Source organism: Campylobacter concisus (genome assembly GCF_003048535.1).
Classification (GTDB): domain Bacteria; phylum Campylobacterota; class Campylobacteria; order Campylobacterales; family Campylobacteraceae; genus Campylobacter_A; species Campylobacter_A concisus_S.
In genome coordinates, this window is the sequence record NZ_PIRQ01000004.1 from 1 (window position 1) to 18,260 (window position 18,260).

Consider the following 18,260-nt stretch of genomic DNA (forward strand, 5'->3'; position numbering starts at 1 on the left):
GTGGTATGTGGGTGGATGGGGATGAGGGGGTTGGGGTTTGCACCATAAATAATAATATAATTTATATTACTAGAAAGTGGGAATATAAAGCATCCAGTCACTCATCTAGTTCTACAGTAAGTGAATTTAAAATTAGCGATAGTGATTTAACAGGCTATATATTAGAACCATATGGCGAAAGCACAAAACAGTCTGGTCAAGACAAAAGAATACCTACAGGAAAATATAATCTAGTATGGCATGTTTCTACAAAATATTCAAAAGACAAATACTCCAAAAATAAGCGTGGAAATTTTTTAGAAAATGGATTTCCAAAATTATATAATAATGATGTTCCTAAAAGTAGAGCCATATTAATACATGTTGGTAGCAAAGGAGAGCATTCTGAAGGATGTTTGCTGCCAGGAAGCGATGTCGTTGTTAGTGAAATAAATGGAAAAAGATACGTTACAGGTGTTTCTGGCAACATAAACAAATTCTATCAGCTTATAGAATATATCGAGAGCAATGGAATAGATAACGTAAAAGTTGTGATTGAGGAAAAATACGAAGATTATAAATAAAATAATTCTTTTATGGCTAATGGTATTTGTGTCGCCATCTCTTTTTGCAGAGCAAACCACCGAGAAGTGTTTTAATGGCTTTTTAGATAATAAAGCACATTTTGCCAAACAAGATAAATTTGACGATTTTGATTTTTCTAACATTTTAGCTGACAAGCGTATAAAATTTTTGGGTTATATCGGAGCCAATTATCAAAGACTACATATAAATTTTGATAGCATTAAAAAGATATCAAGGTCAAAATATATAGTATCTGGCAACTATAAAATAACCGAAGAAGCTCGCCCATTTAACGGCGAAATTAAAATATCTGAAATAAGAAAATATACAAATTTTAACTACGGTGTTGATGATTTTATGAAAGGCAAAATCAATGCCCAAGGCATAGCCTTGGCGACCTATTTTATAAAAGGCGAAACAGAAAAATTTCAAGCTAAAGGCTGCATGCTAACAAGATGGTACATTGACAACGATGAAAAATTGCTATACGACGATATATCAGAAGATGAGGATTTGTACGCAAATAATTTTTTTGTGGAGAGTGTAAGGTGGACAAGGTACAAATAAAGCCATGCGCATGGGGTCATTGCAGGATACCAAATAGCGGCGATCTTGACATACATGGGGGCTGGGGAATTTAGTCCGAACCCAAAATATCTTGGCAACGGCTGGAGCGACTTTAATAAAGATGAATAAAATTGCAATGAAACACTTTTTAATACTATCTCTAATTTTAGGTTTTCTAAATTTAACAGCTAGTGAAAATTTACCGCGCACAACAAGCATAGACAAAATCAAAGTAGGTAAAATTTTACCTACAAGTAATTTATCATCTAAAAAAATCAAATATTTTTTAGACGGTGAAAAAGCAAGCTTCATAAATTTATCAAGAACACAGATAATGACGCTCGATTTTTGTTGTGGTGGTAGCGGTGAGGTCCAAAGGATAAATGTCAAATTTTTTGATAAAAATTTGACTAAAGATTATATAAATTCCAGCAAAATAAAAGATTTCACTACAAATTCTGGCATAAAACTTGGCGACAAACAAGACCAAATTTTAAAGAAACTAGGTAAGCCAAACGATCTGCAAGAAGAAAATGCCACCTCTATCGTCACCTACATCACTGAGCAAAATGAGAGCAAACTCTTACAAGAATTTGATATGCCATTCTACTACGAGAAATTCATCTTTTCTAATGGAGTTTTAAAAGAGTATGAATTTGGGTTTGAGTACCCGTGATATTCCGCGGACCAGGATATCAATTCCATAGAGAAGCAAAGGATATATTACAGCCTAAAAGCGTAGAATTTCTACTCTTCGTCCAAATTTATTTCAGGTAGTTTCTCTTCGATAAAGCTCTTATCTTTTTTGGTAGCTGACGCAACCTCACTAGCTTTTTTTAAAAGCCCATCAAGCCCTTGTCTTGCCAAACGCTCATTTAGCTGCTCTGGCGTATCTTTCACGCCATCAAGATCACTAAAATCATCAAATTCTTCATCGTCTTCTTTTTGTATCTTTATCTCGTAATCAAGCTTACCATTAAGTCTAGCTAGCTCGTCGCTTATCGCAGTGCAAAAGACCTCAGTGTATCCTCTGTGAGCGCAGTTTTTGGCTAGAAATTCACTCATCACGTTTAGGTGATTTATATAGTCATCTTGCAAGATATTTGCCTGTAAAAGCTCGAATTTTAAAAAAAGCCAGTAGGTATTAAGCACGTCACTTTCGCAGTATTCGTTGATCTTATCAAGCTCATCTGCATAGTATAGCTCAAGCACTTGATCGCCGTGCACATCGTACTTGCCAGGTAAATTTAAGCTAGCGCAAAGTGTGTCAAGCTTTAGCCCTCTTACGCTTCCAAAATCGCTTATAAAATCAAGCAAATCAAGGTGAAATTTAGGCGAATACCTTGCCCTATAGTTTTCCCATTTGTTTTTGTTTAGCTCTTTATTTTCGCTCTCGTAATACGCCGCTGCATTTAGGTTATAACGCATCGCACGCACCATTAGCATAGGCAGGTCAAAGCCTCTGCCATTAAAACTAACAAGCCTTGGATTGTAGTCATTTATAAATTTTAAAAATTTAGCGATGATCTCGCGCTCGTCCCTGCCCTCCATCGTGCTAACTTTTAAAAATTTGCCGTACTCATCAGCCATTACCGCAGAGATAGCCACGACTCTATGAAACATCACAGGCAAAAACTCACTCCCACTGGCCTCTTTTTGCAGCTTCATCGCTTGCACGCTCACATCTTCATCGCTCCCATCAATGCCATAAATTTTTCTTATCAAATTTGCATCAGGTATCGTTTCGCAGTCAAAGACACAGATGTAACTTTTCGCCATTTTAGCCCTTTTTTAAGCATTTTTTTTTAAAATCATACCAAAAATTTATATCTAAAGTGATCAATGCAAAACAAAAATCAACTAAAAATAGCCATCGTCAAACTCTCCGCTCTTGGGGATATCGTGCACGCAGCTATTGTGCTTCAGTTTATCAAAAAGCACTATCCAAATGTCCATATCACGTGGCTAATTGATGCTCGTTTCGCAAGTCTTTTAAAAAATCATCCGCTTATCGACGAGCTAGTCGTTTTACCGCTTAAACAAAGCTTTAAACAAAGCTATAAGATACTAAAAACCCTTGGTAAATTTGACAAAGTGATCGATCTGCAAGGACTTTTTAAATCAGCCATCGTAGCAAAAATAATAGGCAAGCAAACTTATGGCTTTAGCAGAGAAAGTGTCAAAGAAAAGATCGCGGCTAGGCTTTATAGGCATAAATTTAAGATCGACTACAATGAAAATATCATAGTTAGAAATTTAAGCCTTGTTGGATACGCTCTAAATTTTAGCTTTGAAGCAAGTGAAATTTTAGAAAAAGTACCTTGCTTTGAAGCAAGTGAAATTTATAAAAATGAAAGTGATAAAAAACGCGTTTTGATCGCTGCCTTTGCAAGCGAAGAGAGTAAAATTTATAACAAATTTAAAGACGTAATTAGATTACTTGATGGATGTGAAATTTACCTTTGCTACGGAAGTGAGAGCGAGAAAGTAAGGGCTGAGGCGATCATCTCAGGCACCTCAGCAAAACTACTTGAAAAACTAAGCATAAAAGAGATGATAAGCTTCATTACAAGTTGTGATTTAGTAATTGGCAACGATAGTGGTCTAACGCACCTTGCTTGGGCGATGAATAGGCCTTCTATCACGCTTTTTGGCAACCGTCCAAGCCACAGAAATGCTTACATCACTGATAAAAATTTAGTTATAGATATGGGCAAGCAAATAGACGCCAGAAGTATCGATAAAAACGACTTTTGCATAAGAGAAATTTACCCTGAAACGGTTGCAAATTTTGCAAAAAGGCTGCTAAATGGATAGGCTCTATCTAGCTGGCTTTTACACATTAAAATTTCTTATATTTATATTGCCAAGCTCCCTTCAAAACCTGCTTGCTAAATTTTTAGTATTTGCATTTATGAAGCTTAAAAAAAAGAGATTTCACGTCGTGATGACAAATTTAGACCTCGCTTTTGGCGAGACAAAGAGCAAAGAAGAGAAGCTAGAGATCGCCAAAAAATGCTACTACAACTTTGCAAAATATCTTGGTATAAATTTCATTCTCAATCAAAACACGACAAAGCAAAAGATACTTGAGCAAGTTGTTTTTAAAAATGAGCACTTTTTACTTGATGCGATAAAATCTGGCAGGCCTATCATCGTTACAACGGCACATTTTGGGCAGTGGGAGATATTTGGCCTAGCTGTCGCGGCTCGCTTTGGAGCTTCTTCAGCGCTTGGCAGAAGGCTTGATAGCAGCGTCATGGATAAAATTTTAAGAGCAAATAGAGCGCAGTTTGACGTGGAGCTAATCGATAAAAATGGCGGCGCAAAAGATATCTTAAAAGCGCTAAAAGCTAGGCGAATAGTAGGAATTTTAGTAGATCAAAACACAGCGCCAAAAGATGGCATAAAGGTGCAGTTTTTTGGCAAAGACGTGCTTCACACGCCAGCTGCAAGCGTGCTAGCTCAAAAGACAAATGCCCTTATCATAAACGCATTTATCTACCAAAAAGGTGAAAATTTAAATGAAATTTGCTTTGAAGAGCCTATCGACATAAGTACGTTTGACAAAGAAGATGCTGTGCAAAAAGCGACGCAAATGCAGTGCAGCGCTTGCGAAGAGATGGTTAGAGCAAGGCCTGAGGAGTACTTTTGGTTTCACAAACGCTTTAAAAGATTTTACGAAAAAGAGTATGAATGCTAAGTGTCGTCATCTTAACTTTTAACAGCCAAAAATATCTACAAGAAGTGCTAGAAAGTACAAATTTTGCAGATGAGGTCATCGTGGTTGATAGTGGCTCACGAGACAGCACAAGGCAAATTTGTGATGGCTTTAGTAACGTGAAATTTCACGAGCAAGCTTGGCTTGGATTTGGCGCGCAAAAGCAAAAGGGCGTGGATCTAGCCAAAAACGAGTGGGTCTTTGTGCTTGATAGTGATGAGGTGATCACAAATGAGCTTAAAAATGAGATCATCAGCACACTAAAAGAGCCAAAATTTATGGCTTACAACGTAGCTAGGCTAAATTTTTTCTTTGGTAAAGCGATCAAAAATATGGGGTTCTATCCAGACTACACAGTGAGGCTTTTTAACAAAAATTTTGCCAAATTTGATGGCAGAGCCGTGCATGAAAAGGTCATTTTAAATGATGACTCACAAAAGCTTGGAGCGCTTAAAAATCACTTCTTGCATTACGCATATGAGAGCATCGAGCAGTTTATCGCTAAGCAAAATCGCTACTCAAGCATGGGCGCAAAAAAGAATTTATTTAAAGCTCTAACAAGCCCAGCGTGGACATTTTTTAAGCTTTATGTGCTAAAAGGTGGCTTTAAAGAGGGCTTTACTGGCTACATCATAGCCAGACTTTACGCTCAGTACACATTTTGGAAATATATAAAATGAAAATACTTATAATTAAATTTAGAAACATCGGTGACGTGCTTTTGACCACGCCGCTCATTGAAAATTTGCACCACTACTACCCAGATGCAACCATTGACTTTGCTCTAAATAAAGGGACTGAAGCGATGGTTGAGGGCAATCCTCATATAAACAAGATCCACATTTACGATAGACAAAGTGCAAATTCTGGCTTTTTTAAAAAGCTCGGCACAGAGCTAAAATTTATAAGGGCAATCAAAAAAGAGAAGTACGATATGGCGGTGCAAACAACCACGGGAGACCGCGGCATCATCATCTCAAAATATGCAAAGATCAAAAAAATAGTAGGCTTTCTTGGCAAAAATCAATCAATAAATAAACTTCTAAACGTCAAAGCAAAATACTATGAAAATTTTTCACATACTATCGATCATAACCTAAACGCTTTAAGAGCTTTGGGATTTGAGCCAGTTAGCAAAAAGGTGAGTGTATTTTCGGACGAGAGTGTGGAGCATCTAAATTTACCAAAATGTTTTGTTCATATGCATCTTACAAGCCGCTGGATGTTTAAATGCGCAAATGATGAGAGCATGGCAGAGCTCATTGACTACTGCGAAAATGAGCTTGGTGTAAAGATCGTGCTAACAAGTGATAATAAAGAAAATGAGCTAGAAAAGCTAGCAAGCGTGCTAAAAATTTGCAAGAGTGAGCCTATAAATTTAGGCGGTAAGCTAAATTTGAAACAAACTATCGCCCTATCAAAGCATTCAAGCCTTTTTATCGGTGTTGATACCGCCATCATGCACATTGCCGCTGCTAATGATGTGCCAGTCATAGCCTTTTTTGGTCCAAGCAATGCTTTTGAGTGGGGGCCTTGGGATAACTCACTCATGGAAAATGGCTATACAGCCCAAAATGGTATACAAAGCATGGGCAAACACACTGTTTATCAAAAAGACTGGGACTTTGTGCCTTGCGACAAAGAAGGCATAGCAAGGCATGGTGTAGAAAAAACATTGATGGATTTTAGCGACGAAATGCCAAAAATAAAAGCAAAAATAAAAGAAATTTTAGGATAGGCAGATGAATATTCTTCATACGCAGACACTTTTTAATTGGGGTGGCGAGCAAAACAAGACACTAAATGAGATGCTTTTTATGCGTGAGATGGGTCACAATGTCATACTTTTTTGCAACCCAAACTCTCAGATAGAAAGCATTGCAAAAGAAGAAGGCTTTAGTGTTATAGCACAAGAGATGAATAAGAAAAATTTTCATAAAAGCGTACCAGCACTTTGCGAAGCAATAAGCTCGAACAAGATAGATGTCTTGATCACACACGGCTCTACTGATAGCTGGGTTGGGGCAATTGCTGGGCTATTTTACAGAAGCAAAGGCGTTAAATTTTACAAGGAAAGGCATAATCTTTTTCCTATAAAAGGCTTTCTCTCAAAACTCATGCACAAAAAGCTATTTGATAAAATTTTATACATCTCAGATAGTGTCAAAGAGTATCTTCTAAGCATCGGCGTTAGCAAAGATAGGCTCTTTTTTATGCCAAGCACGGTCGATGTGAAGGCGATAGATACTACAAAAAGCACATTTAGAGATGAGTTTAATATATCTCAAGATGAGCTAGTTATCGGTACATTTACTTCGCTTTACCGCAAGAAAGGTGTCTTTGACTTTGCAAATGCAGCAAAAGAGATTTTAAAGTCAAAGGATGCGACTATTGTATTTTCTGGCAACATTAGCGACAGCACAAAAGAGCAGATCGCCTCTATGTTTGATGAAAAAGATAAGATCATCTTCACTGGCTTTAGAAATGACGCGGCAAATATCATAAAAGGCTTTGATATTTACGTCTTTGCCTCGCATTCCGAGGGACTTGGTACGGTCTTGCTTGAGGCGATGAGCTCAAAAGTACCTATCGTGGTCTATAACAACGCACCGATGAACGTGCTAGTTAAAGATAAAGAGCGTGGGCTTTGTGCTAAAAATTTAGATGAAATTTCGCTAAAAGAGTGCATTTTGGAGCTGATAAATGAGCCTGAAAAAGCCAAAATTTACTCACAAAACGCCTTTAAATTTGTGGATGAGAACTTTAGCCATAAGGCGCTAAAAGAGGCTATTAAAAATTTACTGGAGCAAAAATGAACTACCCAGTTTGCGTGCTAACGATGCACCACTGCAATAACAATGAAAACGACTTTGCTATTAAACCAGAGCTATTTAAAAAAGCGCTTCTAATGGCGCTTGATGAGGGCTATAAATTTATAAATTATGGCCAGTTTAAAGATATCGTTGCTGGTAGAGTAAAGGCTCATAAAAAGAGCATTTTACTAACTTTTGATGATGGGTATTTTGATAATTATAAATTTGCATTTTCTATCCTAAAAGAGCTAAATATCCCAGCTGTGTGCTTTTTGATAACAGATAAGATCAAGGATTTTAAAAGGAAAGATTACGACTTTGCATTTAAAAAACATAAAGAAATAGACTACGAAAAAGATGCGGAGTATTTTTTAAATTTAGACGAGATCAGGCAGATGCAAGAGAGTGGTCTTTTTGAGTTTGATAGCCATACAGCGAGCCACTTTTCTTGCAAAAGTAACGATGAAGAAAAATTAAGAGAGGAATTTTCTAGCTCACTAGCCAAGATAAAAGAGCTATTTCCTGAAAAAAAAGAATTTGGATTTTGTTTTCCCAAAGGGCACTTTAACGAGCTTTCACTAAAAGTTGTAAGAGAGTATTATGACTTTGCCTTTAGTGTGATAGATGGTGGATTTTGCGCAGGAGATGATAAATTTAAGATAAGACGTATTGATATCTCAAACAATGCAAAGAGCGAAAAAGACTACATTTTTAGGGTCAAAAAGAAGCTTTTTATCTATTCTACGCCGGTGCTAGGAAATTTATATTCAAATTTTAGAAATAGAGGATATAAATAATGCTTGAAGCATTAAACGAGGTTTGTAAAGAAATTTTAAAAGATAAAAAACAAGCCTTAATCGCTCTCACTGGGCTTCACGGTAGTGGCAAAAGCACACTTGCAAAACAAATTAGAAAAAATGGATTTAAAAACTTTAAACCTTATCAAATCGCTGTAATCGATGATGATGTAATGAGCCTAAATTTATTTATAGCTCGTCCAAAGATAAAAATCAAAAGCGATCATCAAGATGAGTTAAAGCCATTTTTTAAATTTATCATGTCATTCGTAAAAATCGTAATATACGTAAGCGCAAATCCACTCTTACGTATAAGTAAATGCGATATACTTTGTATTTTAAACGCTGATGAAGAAGCTCGAATTGCTGGAATTTATAAAAGAAATTCTAGTGACGATTTAATCAACACCCAAAAGCATATAAATAAAAAAGAGCTTGATCTAGCAGGCCTTGCATATAAAGTCAAGTTAGAATTTGACTTAAAAGTTGGAGCAAAAAATGAACAATCCCGTCTATGTAATATCATTAAAAAGAGATGAAGAGCGAAGGCAAAATTTACAAAGACAATTTAACAGATATGATGAATTTAAAATAATAGATGCGGTTGATGCTAAAAATTTTAGTGTCAATGAGTATTACAGCGCCATGATAGATTGCTTATTAAAATCTTGCAATGAAGATTATAAATTTAAAATACCGCCATTAATTGCGACACCAGGTGAGCTAGCATGCACAATGTCACACATAAAAGCTTATGAGGATTTTTTACAAGGCGACGCGGAATTTACTTTAATATTAGAGGATGATGTTATTGGAAATGACGAATTAATAAATGAGACCTTTTTGCTATGCAAAGATATAAGTAGTGATAGCATTTTGATATGCGGTGTACAAGATGGATTAAATAGTAGATTTCGTGCTTTTGGCAAAAAAATAAACGAAAATTTATATCTTATCTCACCATACTCATATGCTAGTATATATAGAACGGCTGCTTACATTCTAACAAGAAAGAGTGCAAAAGCTCTGCTTGATTTTTACAAAGATGGTCTTTACGGAGCCGATAAATGGGAGGCAATCTTAAAAAATACTGATCTAAAAATGTATTTTAGTAACATCTTTTCTCATCCAGAGGAGCTAAATAGCTCTAGCCTAGAAAACCAAAGAAAGCAAAAAGAGAAGATAAATTCTCTTTTTAAAAGATGTAATAAAAATTTCTCATACAAGGTTTCAAGATTTTATGAAAAACATATTGCTAAAAATGAGAGAATTTTTACACAGTAAAATTTATCCTAAGATTTTAGTGTTGAATATATTGAGCCTAAAAAGTCATTTTGATAGATAAATAGTGTCTTTTTTAGCCAACTTGCATCTTTTTTTACAGCTATGCGCCTTATATCATCAAGCACACCATCAGATTTATTTATCCCACGCTTTGTTGTGAAAAATACCTCATAGCCAACGCTTTTTGCCACATTTTTTAGCTCATCATTAAATTTACCTCTTGGCCAGCAAAGTAGCTTGTCATCAAAGCCAAAATTTTTATACATAAATTCTTTGCATTTTGTAAAATTTTCTTTCATTTCACAAATACCAAAATAATCATCAAAATGCGTGTAAGTATGCGAGTGAAAATCAAAGCACTCTTTCATCTTTGCTATTTCCTCGTAGTTTAAAAAGACATCTTCAGGTCTAGTTGGTGCAGCATTTTTGTATTCGTTATGATCTAACTCTATAAACTTGCCACTTTTTCTACTCGCCTGCTCTATCCAGCCAGCAACTAGAAAAATGGTCGCTTTAAGATTAAATTCCTTGATAATAGGATATGCGTAGACAAAATTATCCTTCCAGCCATCATCAAATGTGATAAAGACACTCTTTTTAGGCACACTAAGCTCACCTTTTTTATATGCTACAAACTCAGCCGAACTTAGCGATTTGTAGCCATTTTGAGCTAAAAATTTCATCTGATCTCTAAACTCATCTACGCTACTTGCAATAAACCCACTTTTTTTAAGCACATGATGATACATTAAAACTGTTACACTCATTTTGCAAGTTCCATATATAAATTTTGAGTGTTTTCTATCATTTTTTCGATACTAAAAATTTCTTTTACGTACTCTCTGCCAAACTCACCCATCTGTTTTCTTAAATTTTCATCCAAAATGAGCCTTTCAAGTACTTTTTTCAGCCCCTCTTTATCGCCATTTTGAAATAAAAATCCACTCTTTCCATCACTCACTGCCTCACCAAGACCGCCAACATCACTTCCGATAGTAGCTAACTTGCACGAAGATGCCTCAAGCAGCGCTCCACCGATAGCCTCCATCTCTGAAGGTAACACACAAATATCAAGAGAGCCCAAAAAATCGCTCACATCGGTTCTATTGCCAAGCATAAAGATATTTTTTTTATCTTTTATATACTCTTGTAAATTTTTATTTTGCGGGCCATCACCTACGATAAAAAGGGCTGATTTTTCTAAATTTAACTCGCTAAATGCATCGATTAAGAGCTTATGATTTTTAGCAGCTCTTAACACTGCAACGATGCAAATTCCAACTTCGTCGTCATTTAAGCCAAATTCTTTTTTCATATTTATCTTAAATTCTGGCGTATATTTTTGCGTATCGATGCCTGTATAAATTTTGACGACTTTTTCCTTTTTCACGCCTCTTTTTATAAGATCCTCGCATACTGAGTCGCACACGCCGACTACTTTTGTACTTAGATTATAAGGCAAAGGCGATGTTATAGGCAGCTGCAAATGCCTAGTACGAACCACACTGACGCCACAAATTTTGCCCACTATAGCGCCTATTGTGCCGTCTTTTCCTGAGTGAGTTGAGATGATTTTTATATTATTTTGCTTTACAAATTTGCAAATTTTTAAAATTTCAAAGATATTAAAAGACTTTTTGAGGTTAAACTCAACGAATTCGCAATCTATTTGCTTTTCAAAGCTTTTTGAGCTAGGATTTAGCCCATAAAAAACCTTAAATTTGCTCTTATCTAGTCCATTTATCACACGCTGAGTACGGTGTTCCTGTCCGCCAAATCCAAGAGAGCTTTCAAGCTCAAGTATATTTATCATCTTCTACTCTTTAAATTCTTTCATTTTTTTATTTGACAAAAAGCCATTTATTGTATTAAAGATTTTTAAAATTTTTGATACATTTTCGTACGATTTTACATTTTTTAGCACTTTAAGCAAAATTCTCTGCTTTAGTCTAAGCTTTGAAAAACCAGATGAGTTTATGATGCTATCAATATCTGCATAAAAAAGATCAAGTGCCTTTACATAGCTACTATTTTTAAGATTTGGTCTTGCCAAAATAGCTGGCATATAGACACTTTTGATCTTTCTAAACTCTAGATCTGACACCATTTCAAGAGCTAAATTTTTGTCTTTTAAAATTGAGATTATGTCATCATAAACAAATTTATGATCCATCACAGCTTTTAATTTTTCAAAGCCAGCAGTGTTGTTGTCTCCTATCTTATAGTAATAAAAAGCCTTATTTAGCTTTACAAGAGTTTTTGAAGCGATAATATTTCTCACTACAGTGTGAAAATCTTCAGCTTGCGTGATCCCAACTGGAAATAAATTTTCTTTTAAAATTTTAGTCCTAATCGCCTTGTTTGCCGCATTATGCAAGACTTTGTTGTGCCTTGAGGCTAAAAGCCTTTTTAGATACTCGTTTTTATCGATTACGCCATCCTCTTTTGTCTCAAAATCCTTTAAAAGGAGCTTTTTATGACCATAGACCTTACACATATCTGTTATAACTATGTCGGCATCAAATTTTTCTGCGATATCATAAACGCATGAAGCATAATCTTTTTCCACATAGTCATCAGCATCTACGCAGATAGTATATTTGCCACTAGCTAGCAATATACCGTCATTTCTGGCAGCGCTAACACCGGCATTGCTCTTTGTTTTTAATATTATTTTATCTTCATACTCTTTTAAAATTTGAGACGTGCCATCACTGCTTCCATCATCTACAACTATAATCTCAATATCATCCATGTCTTGAGATATAAGCGAATTTAAACAATCCCTAATGTGCTCTTTTTTGTTAAAAACAGGCACTACAAAGCTTATTTTCACATTAGGCACGATACTTCCTTTTAATTTTTGTTTAATTGTATATTATTTTTAGTTCAGCAATGATAAAATGTCCACTTAAAATTTAAAGGATCTGCATGAAAAACGACATTGTCTCTAAGCTCTACAATCTCTTTTTGGTTATTGTCTTATTTACACTGCCGGTAACTGAGGGTTTAAAACAAATTTCACTCACACTTTTCGTCTTGGCTGGAATTTATATTTGCGTCAAAGAAAAAAGGCAATTTAAATTTGATCTCATAAATATCTCGCTTTTTATCTTTGTTTTGGCTACTTTTATAAGTTGCCTTGTAAATGGAGTTTCTGCATCAAGAGCGCTTGATCCACTAAGGTGTATGCTATTTTTCTTTGTGGCTAGAAGTGTTGGTATAGAAAAAATAAATTTTAAATTTTTATTTTTTGCCTTATTTGCCGGTTTTATCGCTGCATTTATTCCAGCTTGTATTAAGAAATTTACATCAAGTGATCCGACTGCACTTTTTGAGCTTAAATCAATAGGGCACGTAAATCATAGTGCTATTTTTATGTTGCTAGTTTTTTGTGTAGCTTTAATATCAGCAGCTGAGCTTAAAAAGATATATGAAAAATATATAGCTATAATAGTAGCTGGGATTTGTGTATTTGGCATTATGATCGCTGGCTCAAGAGCCACCATGTATCTTTTGCCTATTATCATTTTTTCTATATTGCTTTATCAAATTTCAAAAAAGCAAACTGGACTTAGATCAGCATTTTGTATAATAATTTTATTTAGTGTCATAGCCTTTTTTTATACATATATATCAGCAAATATTACACAAGATGAAAGATTTTATAGTCAGCTAACAAAGGGCGTGACAGGATCAGAGACTAGATATCCGATCTTTGCTAGTGCATTTTATACGTGGCTTGAGAACCCATTATTTGGGATAGGTTCTGGTCAGTTTAAAATCATTGACATAACAAAGTATTTTCCAGGCAATGGCGAGATTCATGTTAGTCATTCTCACAACACCTTTTTAACATTTTTAACCGAAAAGGGTATCATTGCATTACTTTCATATTTGGTATTTCAACTATCACTATTTATAAAATTTATTAAAAATTTTAGACAAAATAGCATAGTTTTTCTTGCACTTTTAATGCTTGTTTTTCAAAACGTCATCTCTCTTGTAAATACAACGTTTCACCATGAAAATGCACTTTTAATGCTGTTATTTTGGGCACTAGCTACAAGTGCTATAGATGAAAAAATTAACCTTAAAAATTAGCTAACGCTCCGACACGCCTCAACCGTTTTAAATTTTATAAAGAAACGGTTGGGCCAAATTTCTACTTTTTCTTCATTTCCTCAAGCTCTTGTGCTAGAAATTCACCTGTATAGCTGCCAGTTTTTTTGTAGTTTTTGGCTACATCTTTTACATTACCGCACGTTATCACTTTACCACCCTTTGCACCACCTTCTGGGCCCATATCTACGATATAGTCGCAGTTTTTGATCACATCCATATTGTGCTCGATCACAAAGACTGAATTTCCAAGATCAACTAAGTGATTTAGCACCTTTACCAGCCTATCGACATCGGCAAAATGAAGCCCCGTCGTTGGCTCATCAAGGATATAAAGCGTATTTCCAGTATCGCTTCTACTAAGCTCTTTTGCTAGCTTCACACGTTGCGCCTCACCGCCACTAAGTGTGACTGCATTTTGCCCAAGTGTGATGTAGCCAAGCCCTACGTCTTGCAGCGTGGTGAGCTTTGAAGCGATCTTTGGCACAGCCTTGAAAAACTCAACCGCCTCATCTATGCTCATATTTAGCACTTCGGCGATGTTTTTGCCTTTGTATAAAATTTCTAATGTTTGAGCGTTATATCTAGCGCCATTACAAACGTCACAAACCACGTTTATATCAGGCAAAAAGTGCATCTCGATCGTGATCTCACCTTCACCTTGGCACTTCTCGCAGCGCCCACCTTTGACATTAAAGCTAAAGCGCCCTATTTTATAGCCTCTAAGCTTGGACTCTTTGGTCTGCGCAAACAAATTTCTTATCTCATCCATCACGCCAGTATAAGTCGCTGGATTTGAGCGTGGGGTGCGGCCGATCGGGCTTTGATCGAGGTATATGGCCTTGTCTAGATTCTCAAGTCCGCTTAAATTTACTCCAGCTATCTTTTTTACTTTTTTGGCCCTATTTAGCTGCTCCTGTGCCTCTGGAAGCAAGGTCTGAAGTATTAGCGAGCTCTTGCCAGATCCTGAGACGCCAGTGATACCCACAAGGTTTCTAAGTGGAAATTTCGCGGTTAAATTTGAGATATTGTTGATATTTACATTTGAAATTTCGAGCCACTTCTCAGCTTTTCTATTTTTTTGATAGTCGATCTTTTTCTCACCATTTATATATAAAGCGGTCTGGGTATCTGAGCTTAAAAGCTCTTTTGAGCTACCAGCGAAAACAACGTTACCGCCAAATTTACCAGCTCCAGGGCCGATATCTACGATATAGTCAGCCTCCTCTATCGTCTTTTTATCATGCTCGACGACGATCACGGAGTTGCCTTTAGCTTGCAAATTTCTAAGTGTTTTTATGAGTTTTAACGTATCTCGCTCGTGAAGGCCGATACTTGGCTCATCAAGCACATACATGACGCCACTGAGCCCACTTCCTATCTGGCTTGCGATCCTGATGCGCTGTGCCTCGCCACCGCTAATCGTCCTAGCATCACGTCCGAGCGACAAGTAGCCAAGTCCCACGTCATACAAAAAGAAAAGCCTTTCGTTGATCTCTTTTAAGATAGGCTTTGCGATCGCCTTGTCGTAGTCGCTAAGATAGGCAAAATTTTTCTCATTTGAGAAAAAAGCAGTGCAGTTTTCTATGCTCATATCTAAAATTTCACCAAGCCCAAGGCCAGCGACCTTAACCGCCAAACTTTGAGGCTTTAACCTGTGACCGTTACAAGCGTCACAAATTTTCTCACTCATGTATTCGTCAAAGTCTTTGTAATCCTTCAAAAGCCCATGTGAAATTTTAACAACACCATCAAACTTTCTAAGTAGCTTATTTCGCTTCCAAAAAAACTCAACTTCTTTGACATTTCCATATAAAACGAGCCTCTTTTCATCTTCGCTAAGCTCATAATATGGCTTTTTGATATCGATGTCATTTTGCTCGCAAAAAGCAAGTAAAAATTTATAGTAATAGCTCATGTTATAGCCATAAAGTAGCTTGATCGCGCCGTTTTCTATCGACTTTTCCTCATCGATAATCTTGCTCATATCTAGGCTGTATCTTATACCAAGTCCGTCACAGTGCTCGCAAGCGCCCTTTGGCGAGTTAAAGCTAAAGCTTAGTGGCTCAAGCGGCGTAAATGAAATTTTACAATCAAAACAAGCCATGTGCTCGCTGTAATGTATAAAACTCTCTTTTAAGCCCAGCTCATCAGCATTTGCGATCTCTATCTCAACCTCTCCAAAGCTCTCATTTAGCGCCTTTTCTACGTCACTTGCAAGGCGTTCGTGATTTTGTTCATCGATAGCGATCCTATCAACGATGACCTTTATCGTGTGTTTTTTCGTTTTAGCTAGCTCGATCTCCTCATCAAGCCTCACTACCACGCCATCTATTTGCGCCCTTACAAAGCCTTTTTGGCGTAAATTTTCGATCAAATCCGCCCATGTACCCTTCTTCTCACGAACTAGTGGCGCGTAGATGATCACTTTTGCGCCAAGTGGGAGCTTTGAAATTTCATTTATGATATCGCTCGCACTCATTTTCGAGATAGGTTTGCCGCATTTATGGCAGTGCTGTACGCCGACCCTTGCGTATAAAAGCCTTAGATAATCATAAATTTCTGTAATCGTACCGACAGTTGAGCGAGGGTTTTTAGAGGTGGTCTTTTGATCGATCGCAATAGCAGGCGTCAAACCCTCGATCTTATCAACATCTGGCTTACCCACACGGTCTAGAAACTGCCTAGCGTAGCTACTAAGGCTCTCCATGTATCTTCTTTGCCCCTCAGCATAGAGCGTATCAAAGGCTAGCGTGCTCTTGCCGCTTCCGCTAAGACCGGTAAAAACTACTAATTTATTTTTTGGAATTTTAAGATTTATATTTTTTAAGTTATGTTCTCTTGCGCCAGTTATTTCAATAATATTGTTCATTAAATTTATACAACCTTTTTAAAATTTTAATCTGTAAATTTAGTCTAAAAGTGATAAAAACTTTATAAAGTAGTTTTTCTAAAATTTAAGATTGTAGTTAAATTTAAGGGCCTATTTATATCATTTTCAGCTTTTTTTGATATTCTACGCCAAATTTTAATCTAAGGAGAAAAAAATGTCTGTAAAAATAACTGATATATGCATAAGCTGTGGTTCATGTATTGATGAATGTCCAGTTTCAGCTATCGTTGATGATAGCGACAACCCAACTGGAGCAGATACATACTATGTTTATTCAAATAAATGCGTTGAATGTGTAGGCTATAACGATGAGCCAGCCTGTGCATCTGCCTGTCCAACTGACGGTTGTATCGTATGGGACGCTGTGGTATCAGGACAACCTTCTCGCGATCAGATCGGTGCTGATGCACGCAATGGCTCTATTCCAGTTATTCAATAAATTTATATTTATAAATTTTAGGCTCAATTTGAGCCTATTTTATTTTTAAGCTTTATTTGATATAATTGCCAACTTCAATTTAAATAACCTAGATTTAAGGAAAAATTTATGCAAAGAACACTTTCTATTATTAAGCCTGATGCTGTTAAGAAAAATGTTGTTGGAAAAATTATAGATAGATTTGAAAGTAACGGCTTAAGAATCGCAGCTGCAAAGAAAATCCAACTTAGTAAATGTGACGCAAAAGCATTTTATGCAGTTCATAAAGATAGACCTTTCTTTAACGATCTAGTCGAATTTATGATAAGCGGGCCAGTTGTGGTTATGGTTTTAGAGGGTGACAATGCAGTTGCTAAAAACCGCGAGCTAATGGGTGCAACTAACCCAAAAGAAGCAGCTCCTGGCACTATAAGAGCTGATTTTGCTGATAGCATTGATGCAAATGCAGTTCACGGAAGTGACAGCCTAGAAAATGCTGTGAATGAAATAAATTTCTTCTTTGCTTCAAGAGAAATTTGCTAATTTTAGGTCAAGAAAATTGATTATATCTTTTCCTAAAATAGCAAACAAAGATATAAGCTTTGAGCTAGTAGGAAATGATAATTTAGTTTTTATTGGAATTTTAAAAAGAAAAGATCCTTTTTTGGTAAAATGCCAAGGCAAAATAAAAGGGAATATAAATTATGTTTGCGATCGATGTGGTGAAGCATTTATGTTGCCTATCGATCAAGATGTAGAGCTAAATTTAAGTGACGGTATTTATAAAGATAGCGAAAATGAGCTTAGCGATACGATGGAATTTTTTAATGGCAATATTGATTTAAAAGAAGTCTTTGAGAGTGAGTTAGAAGCTTTTAAAAGTGATTATTTCTATTGTGAAAAATGTAAAAATTTATAAAGGAGAGTAAAAATGGCAGTACCAAAGCGAAGAGTGAGTCATTCTCGTGCAGCAAAACGTAGAACACATTATAAAGTTACACTTCCAGTACCTGTAAAAGACAAAGATGGTTCTTGGAAAATGCCTCACCGCATAAACAAAACTACAGGTGAATATTAAAAT

At 36.1% G+C, this 18,260-nt stretch carries 21 protein-coding genes; 16 read left to right on the top strand and 5 right to left on the bottom strand.

The window, feature by feature from the left end:
• The 3 genes from CVS93_RS04555 to CVS93_RS09810 form a co-directional block, all read left to right on the top strand.
• Positions 1 to 563: DUF5675 family protein (locus CVS93_RS04555; RefSeq protein WP_107686746.1), on the top strand; the 563-nt coding region annotated here is incomplete at its 5' end.
• 19 nt (positions 564 to 582) lie between these two features.
• A complete protein-coding gene (locus tag CVS93_RS04560; RefSeq protein ID WP_159071520.1) occupies positions 583 to 1,131 on the top strand; it encodes a hypothetical protein in 549 nt (182 codons plus the stop codon).
• A gap of 121 nt (positions 1,132 to 1,252) precedes the next feature.
• Positions 1,253 to 1,807, top strand: a complete 555-nt coding sequence (locus CVS93_RS09810) for a hypothetical protein (protein WP_199907233.1) — start codon at positions 1,253 to 1,255, stop codon at positions 1,805 to 1,807.
• Positions 1,808 to 1,878: 71 nt separating this feature from the next.
• Here the strand turns inward: CVS93_RS09810 and CVS93_RS04570 are convergent, their stop codons facing one another.
• Positions 1,879 to 2,910 carry a 3'-5' exonuclease gene (locus CVS93_RS04570; RefSeq protein ID WP_107686748.1) on the bottom strand — a complete coding sequence of 344 codons (1,032 nt, stop codon included), beginning with the start codon at positions 2,908 to 2,910 and terminating at the stop codon, positions 1,879 to 1,881.
• 63 nt (positions 2,911 to 2,973) lie between these two features.
• On the opposite strand from CVS93_RS04570, the gene waaC reads away from it, so the two are divergent.
• Genes waaC through CVS93_RS04610 form a run of 8 tightly spaced genes read left to right on the top strand, consistent with a single transcriptional unit; the run spans position 2,974 to position 9,746 of the window.
• A complete protein-coding gene (gene waaC, locus CVS93_RS04575) occupies positions 2,974 to 3,948 on the top strand; it encodes a lipopolysaccharide heptosyltransferase I (protein WP_107686749.1) in 975 nt (324 codons plus the stop codon).
• Positions 3,941 to 4,834: a lipid A biosynthesis lauroyl acyltransferase gene (locus CVS93_RS04580; RefSeq protein WP_107686750.1), complete on the top strand. Its 894-nt coding sequence runs from the start codon at positions 3,941 to 3,943 to the stop codon at positions 4,832 to 4,834. The genes waaC and CVS93_RS04580 overlap by 8 nt, the downstream gene beginning before the upstream one ends.
• Positions 4,828 to 5,532: a glycosyltransferase family 2 protein gene (locus tag CVS93_RS04585; protein WP_107686751.1), complete on the top strand. Its 705-nt coding sequence runs from the start codon at positions 4,828 to 4,830 to the stop codon at positions 5,530 to 5,532. The genes CVS93_RS04580 and CVS93_RS04585 overlap by 7 nt, the downstream gene beginning before the upstream one ends.
• The gene (rfaQ, locus tag CVS93_RS04590) at positions 5,529 to 6,590 is read left to right on the top strand and encodes a putative lipopolysaccharide heptosyltransferase III (RefSeq protein ID WP_107686752.1); all 1,062 of its coding nucleotides are present in this window, start codon (positions 5,529 to 5,531) and stop codon (positions 6,588 to 6,590) included. The genes CVS93_RS04585 and rfaQ overlap by 4 nt, the downstream gene beginning before the upstream one ends.
• 4 nt (positions 6,591 to 6,594) lie before the next feature.
• Positions 6,595 to 7,668, top strand: a complete 1,074-nt coding sequence (locus CVS93_RS04595) for a glycosyltransferase family 4 protein (RefSeq protein WP_107686753.1) — start codon at positions 6,595 to 6,597, stop codon at positions 7,666 to 7,668.
• A complete protein-coding gene (locus CVS93_RS04600; protein ID WP_107686754.1) occupies positions 7,665 to 8,462 on the top strand; it encodes a polysaccharide deacetylase family protein in 798 nt (265 codons plus the stop codon). Before CVS93_RS04595 ends, CVS93_RS04600 begins: the two co-directional genes overlap by 4 nt.
• Positions 8,462 to 9,001, top strand: a complete 540-nt coding sequence (locus CVS93_RS04605; protein ID WP_107686755.1) for a hypothetical protein — start codon at positions 8,462 to 8,464, stop codon at positions 8,999 to 9,001. Before CVS93_RS04600 ends, CVS93_RS04605 begins: the two co-directional genes overlap by 1 nt.
• Positions 8,961 to 9,746 carry a glycosyltransferase family 25 protein gene (locus CVS93_RS04610; protein WP_107686756.1) on the top strand — a complete coding sequence of 262 codons (786 nt, stop codon included), beginning with the start codon at positions 8,961 to 8,963 and terminating at the stop codon, positions 9,744 to 9,746. The genes CVS93_RS04605 and CVS93_RS04610 overlap by 41 nt, the downstream gene beginning before the upstream one ends.
• Positions 9,747 to 9,754: 8 nt before the next feature.
• Here CVS93_RS04610 and CVS93_RS04615 read toward each other — a convergent pair whose 3' ends face one another.
• The 3 genes from CVS93_RS04615 to CVS93_RS04625 are packed head-to-tail and all read right to left on the bottom strand — an operon-like array spanning position 9,755 to position 12,591.
• Complete coding sequence (locus CVS93_RS04615; protein ID WP_107686757.1) at positions 9,755 to 10,513, bottom strand: polysaccharide deacetylase family protein; 759 nt, start codon at positions 10,511 to 10,513, stop codon at positions 9,755 to 9,757.
• Positions 10,510 to 11,559 (bottom strand): glycosyltransferase family 4 protein, encoded by a 1,050-nt coding sequence (locus CVS93_RS04620; RefSeq protein WP_107686758.1) that lies wholly within the window; start codon positions 11,557 to 11,559, stop codon positions 10,510 to 10,512. The genes CVS93_RS04615 and CVS93_RS04620 overlap by 4 nt, the downstream gene beginning before the upstream one ends.
• 3 nt (positions 11,560 to 11,562) lie before the next feature.
• The gene (locus tag CVS93_RS04625) at positions 11,563 to 12,591 is read right to left on the bottom strand and encodes a glycosyltransferase family 2 protein (protein ID WP_159071522.1); all 1,029 of its coding nucleotides are present in this window, start codon (positions 12,589 to 12,591) and stop codon (positions 11,563 to 11,565) included.
• Positions 12,592 to 12,677: 86 nt separating this feature from the next.
• Here CVS93_RS04625 and CVS93_RS04630 point away from each other — a divergent pair, with 86 nt between their 5' ends.
• A complete protein-coding gene (locus CVS93_RS04630; protein WP_107686760.1) occupies positions 12,678 to 13,850 on the top strand; it encodes an O-antigen ligase family protein in 1,173 nt (390 codons plus the stop codon).
• 61 nt (positions 13,851 to 13,911) lie between these two features.
• Here the strand turns inward: CVS93_RS04630 and uvrA are convergent, their stop codons facing one another.
• Positions 13,912 to 16,740: an excinuclease ABC subunit UvrA gene (gene uvrA, locus CVS93_RS04635; RefSeq protein ID WP_107686761.1), complete on the bottom strand. Its 2,829-nt coding sequence runs from the start codon at positions 16,738 to 16,740 to the stop codon at positions 13,912 to 13,914.
• A gap of 175 nt (positions 16,741 to 16,915) precedes the next feature.
• Here uvrA and CVS93_RS04640 point away from each other — a divergent pair, with 175 nt between their 5' ends.
• The 4 genes from CVS93_RS04640 to rpmF all read left to right on the top strand — a co-directional run bounded on the left by CVS93_RS04640 (position 16,916) and on the right by rpmF (position 18,257).
• Entirely contained in the window at positions 16,916 to 17,200 is a 285-nt protein-coding gene (locus CVS93_RS04640) for an NADH-quinone oxidoreductase subunit I (protein ID WP_107686762.1), read from the top strand.
• 108 nt (positions 17,201 to 17,308) lie between these two features.
• Entirely contained in the window at positions 17,309 to 17,722 is a 414-nt protein-coding gene (gene ndk / locus CVS93_RS04645) for a nucleoside-diphosphate kinase (protein WP_087577781.1), read from the top strand.
• A 16-nt stretch (positions 17,723 to 17,738) separates the two neighbouring features.
• Entirely contained in the window at positions 17,739 to 18,098 is a 360-nt protein-coding gene (locus tag CVS93_RS04650) for a hypothetical protein (RefSeq protein WP_107686876.1), read from the top strand.
• Between the two features lie 12 nt (positions 18,099 to 18,110).
• On the top strand, positions 18,111 to 18,257 hold the full coding sequence (gene rpmF, locus CVS93_RS04655; RefSeq protein ID WP_002942540.1) for a 50S ribosomal protein L32: 147 nt from the start codon (positions 18,111 to 18,113) through the stop codon (positions 18,255 to 18,257).
• Positions 18,258 to 18,260 lie beyond the last annotated feature (3 nt).

What these genes read in the sequence shown, in the direction of transcription:
- uvrA (WP_107686761.1), bottom strand. Translation starts at nt 16,740, where the DNA reads ATGAACAATATTATTGAAATAACTGGCGCAAGAGAACATAACTTAAAA.
- waaC (WP_107686749.1), top strand. Translation starts at nt 2,974, where the DNA reads ATGCAAAACAAAAATCAACTAAAAATAGCCATCGTCAAACTCTCCGCT.
- CVS93_RS04615 (WP_107686757.1), bottom strand. Translation starts at nt 10,513, where the DNA reads ATGAGTGTAACAGTTTTAATGTATCATCATGTGCTTAAAAAAAGTGGG.
- CVS93_RS04620 (WP_107686758.1), bottom strand. Translation starts at nt 11,559, where the DNA reads ATGATAAATATACTTGAGCTTGAAAGCTCTCTTGGATTTGGCGGACAG.
- CVS93_RS04570 (WP_107686748.1), bottom strand. Translation starts at nt 2,910, where the DNA reads ATGGCGAAAAGTTACATCTGTGTCTTTGACTGCGAAACGATACCTGAT.
- rpmF (WP_002942540.1), top strand. Translation starts at nt 18,111, where the DNA reads ATGGCAGTACCAAAGCGAAGAGTGAGTCATTCTCGTGCAGCAAAACGT.
- CVS93_RS04610 (WP_107686756.1), top strand. Translation starts at nt 8,961, where the DNA reads ATGAACAATCCCGTCTATGTAATATCATTAAAAAGAGATGAAGAGCGA.
- CVS93_RS04640 (WP_107686762.1), top strand. Translation starts at nt 16,916, where the DNA reads ATGTCTGTAAAAATAACTGATATATGCATAAGCTGTGGTTCATGTATT.
- ndk (WP_087577781.1), top strand. Translation starts at nt 17,309, where the DNA reads ATGCAAAGAACACTTTCTATTATTAAGCCTGATGCTGTTAAGAAAAAT.
- CVS93_RS04630 (WP_107686760.1), top strand. Translation starts at nt 12,678, where the DNA reads ATGAAAAACGACATTGTCTCTAAGCTCTACAATCTCTTTTTGGTTATT.
- rfaQ (WP_107686752.1), top strand. Translation starts at nt 5,529, where the DNA reads ATGAAAATACTTATAATTAAATTTAGAAACATCGGTGACGTGCTTTTG.
- CVS93_RS04600 (WP_107686754.1), top strand. Translation starts at nt 7,665, where the DNA reads ATGAACTACCCAGTTTGCGTGCTAACGATGCACCACTGCAATAACAAT.
- CVS93_RS04595 (WP_107686753.1), top strand. Translation starts at nt 6,595, where the DNA reads ATGAATATTCTTCATACGCAGACACTTTTTAATTGGGGTGGCGAGCAA.
- CVS93_RS04585 (WP_107686751.1), top strand. Translation starts at nt 4,828, where the DNA reads ATGCTAAGTGTCGTCATCTTAACTTTTAACAGCCAAAAATATCTACAA.
- CVS93_RS04605 (WP_107686755.1), top strand. Translation starts at nt 8,462, where the DNA reads ATGCTTGAAGCATTAAACGAGGTTTGTAAAGAAATTTTAAAAGATAAA.
- CVS93_RS04580 (WP_107686750.1), top strand. Translation starts at nt 3,941, where the DNA reads ATGGATAGGCTCTATCTAGCTGGCTTTTACACATTAAAATTTCTTATA.
- CVS93_RS09810 (WP_199907233.1), top strand. Translation starts at nt 1,253, where the DNA reads ATGAATAAAATTGCAATGAAACACTTTTTAATACTATCTCTAATTTTA.
- CVS93_RS04560 (WP_159071520.1), top strand. Translation starts at nt 583, where the DNA reads ATGGTATTTGTGTCGCCATCTCTTTTTGCAGAGCAAACCACCGAGAAG.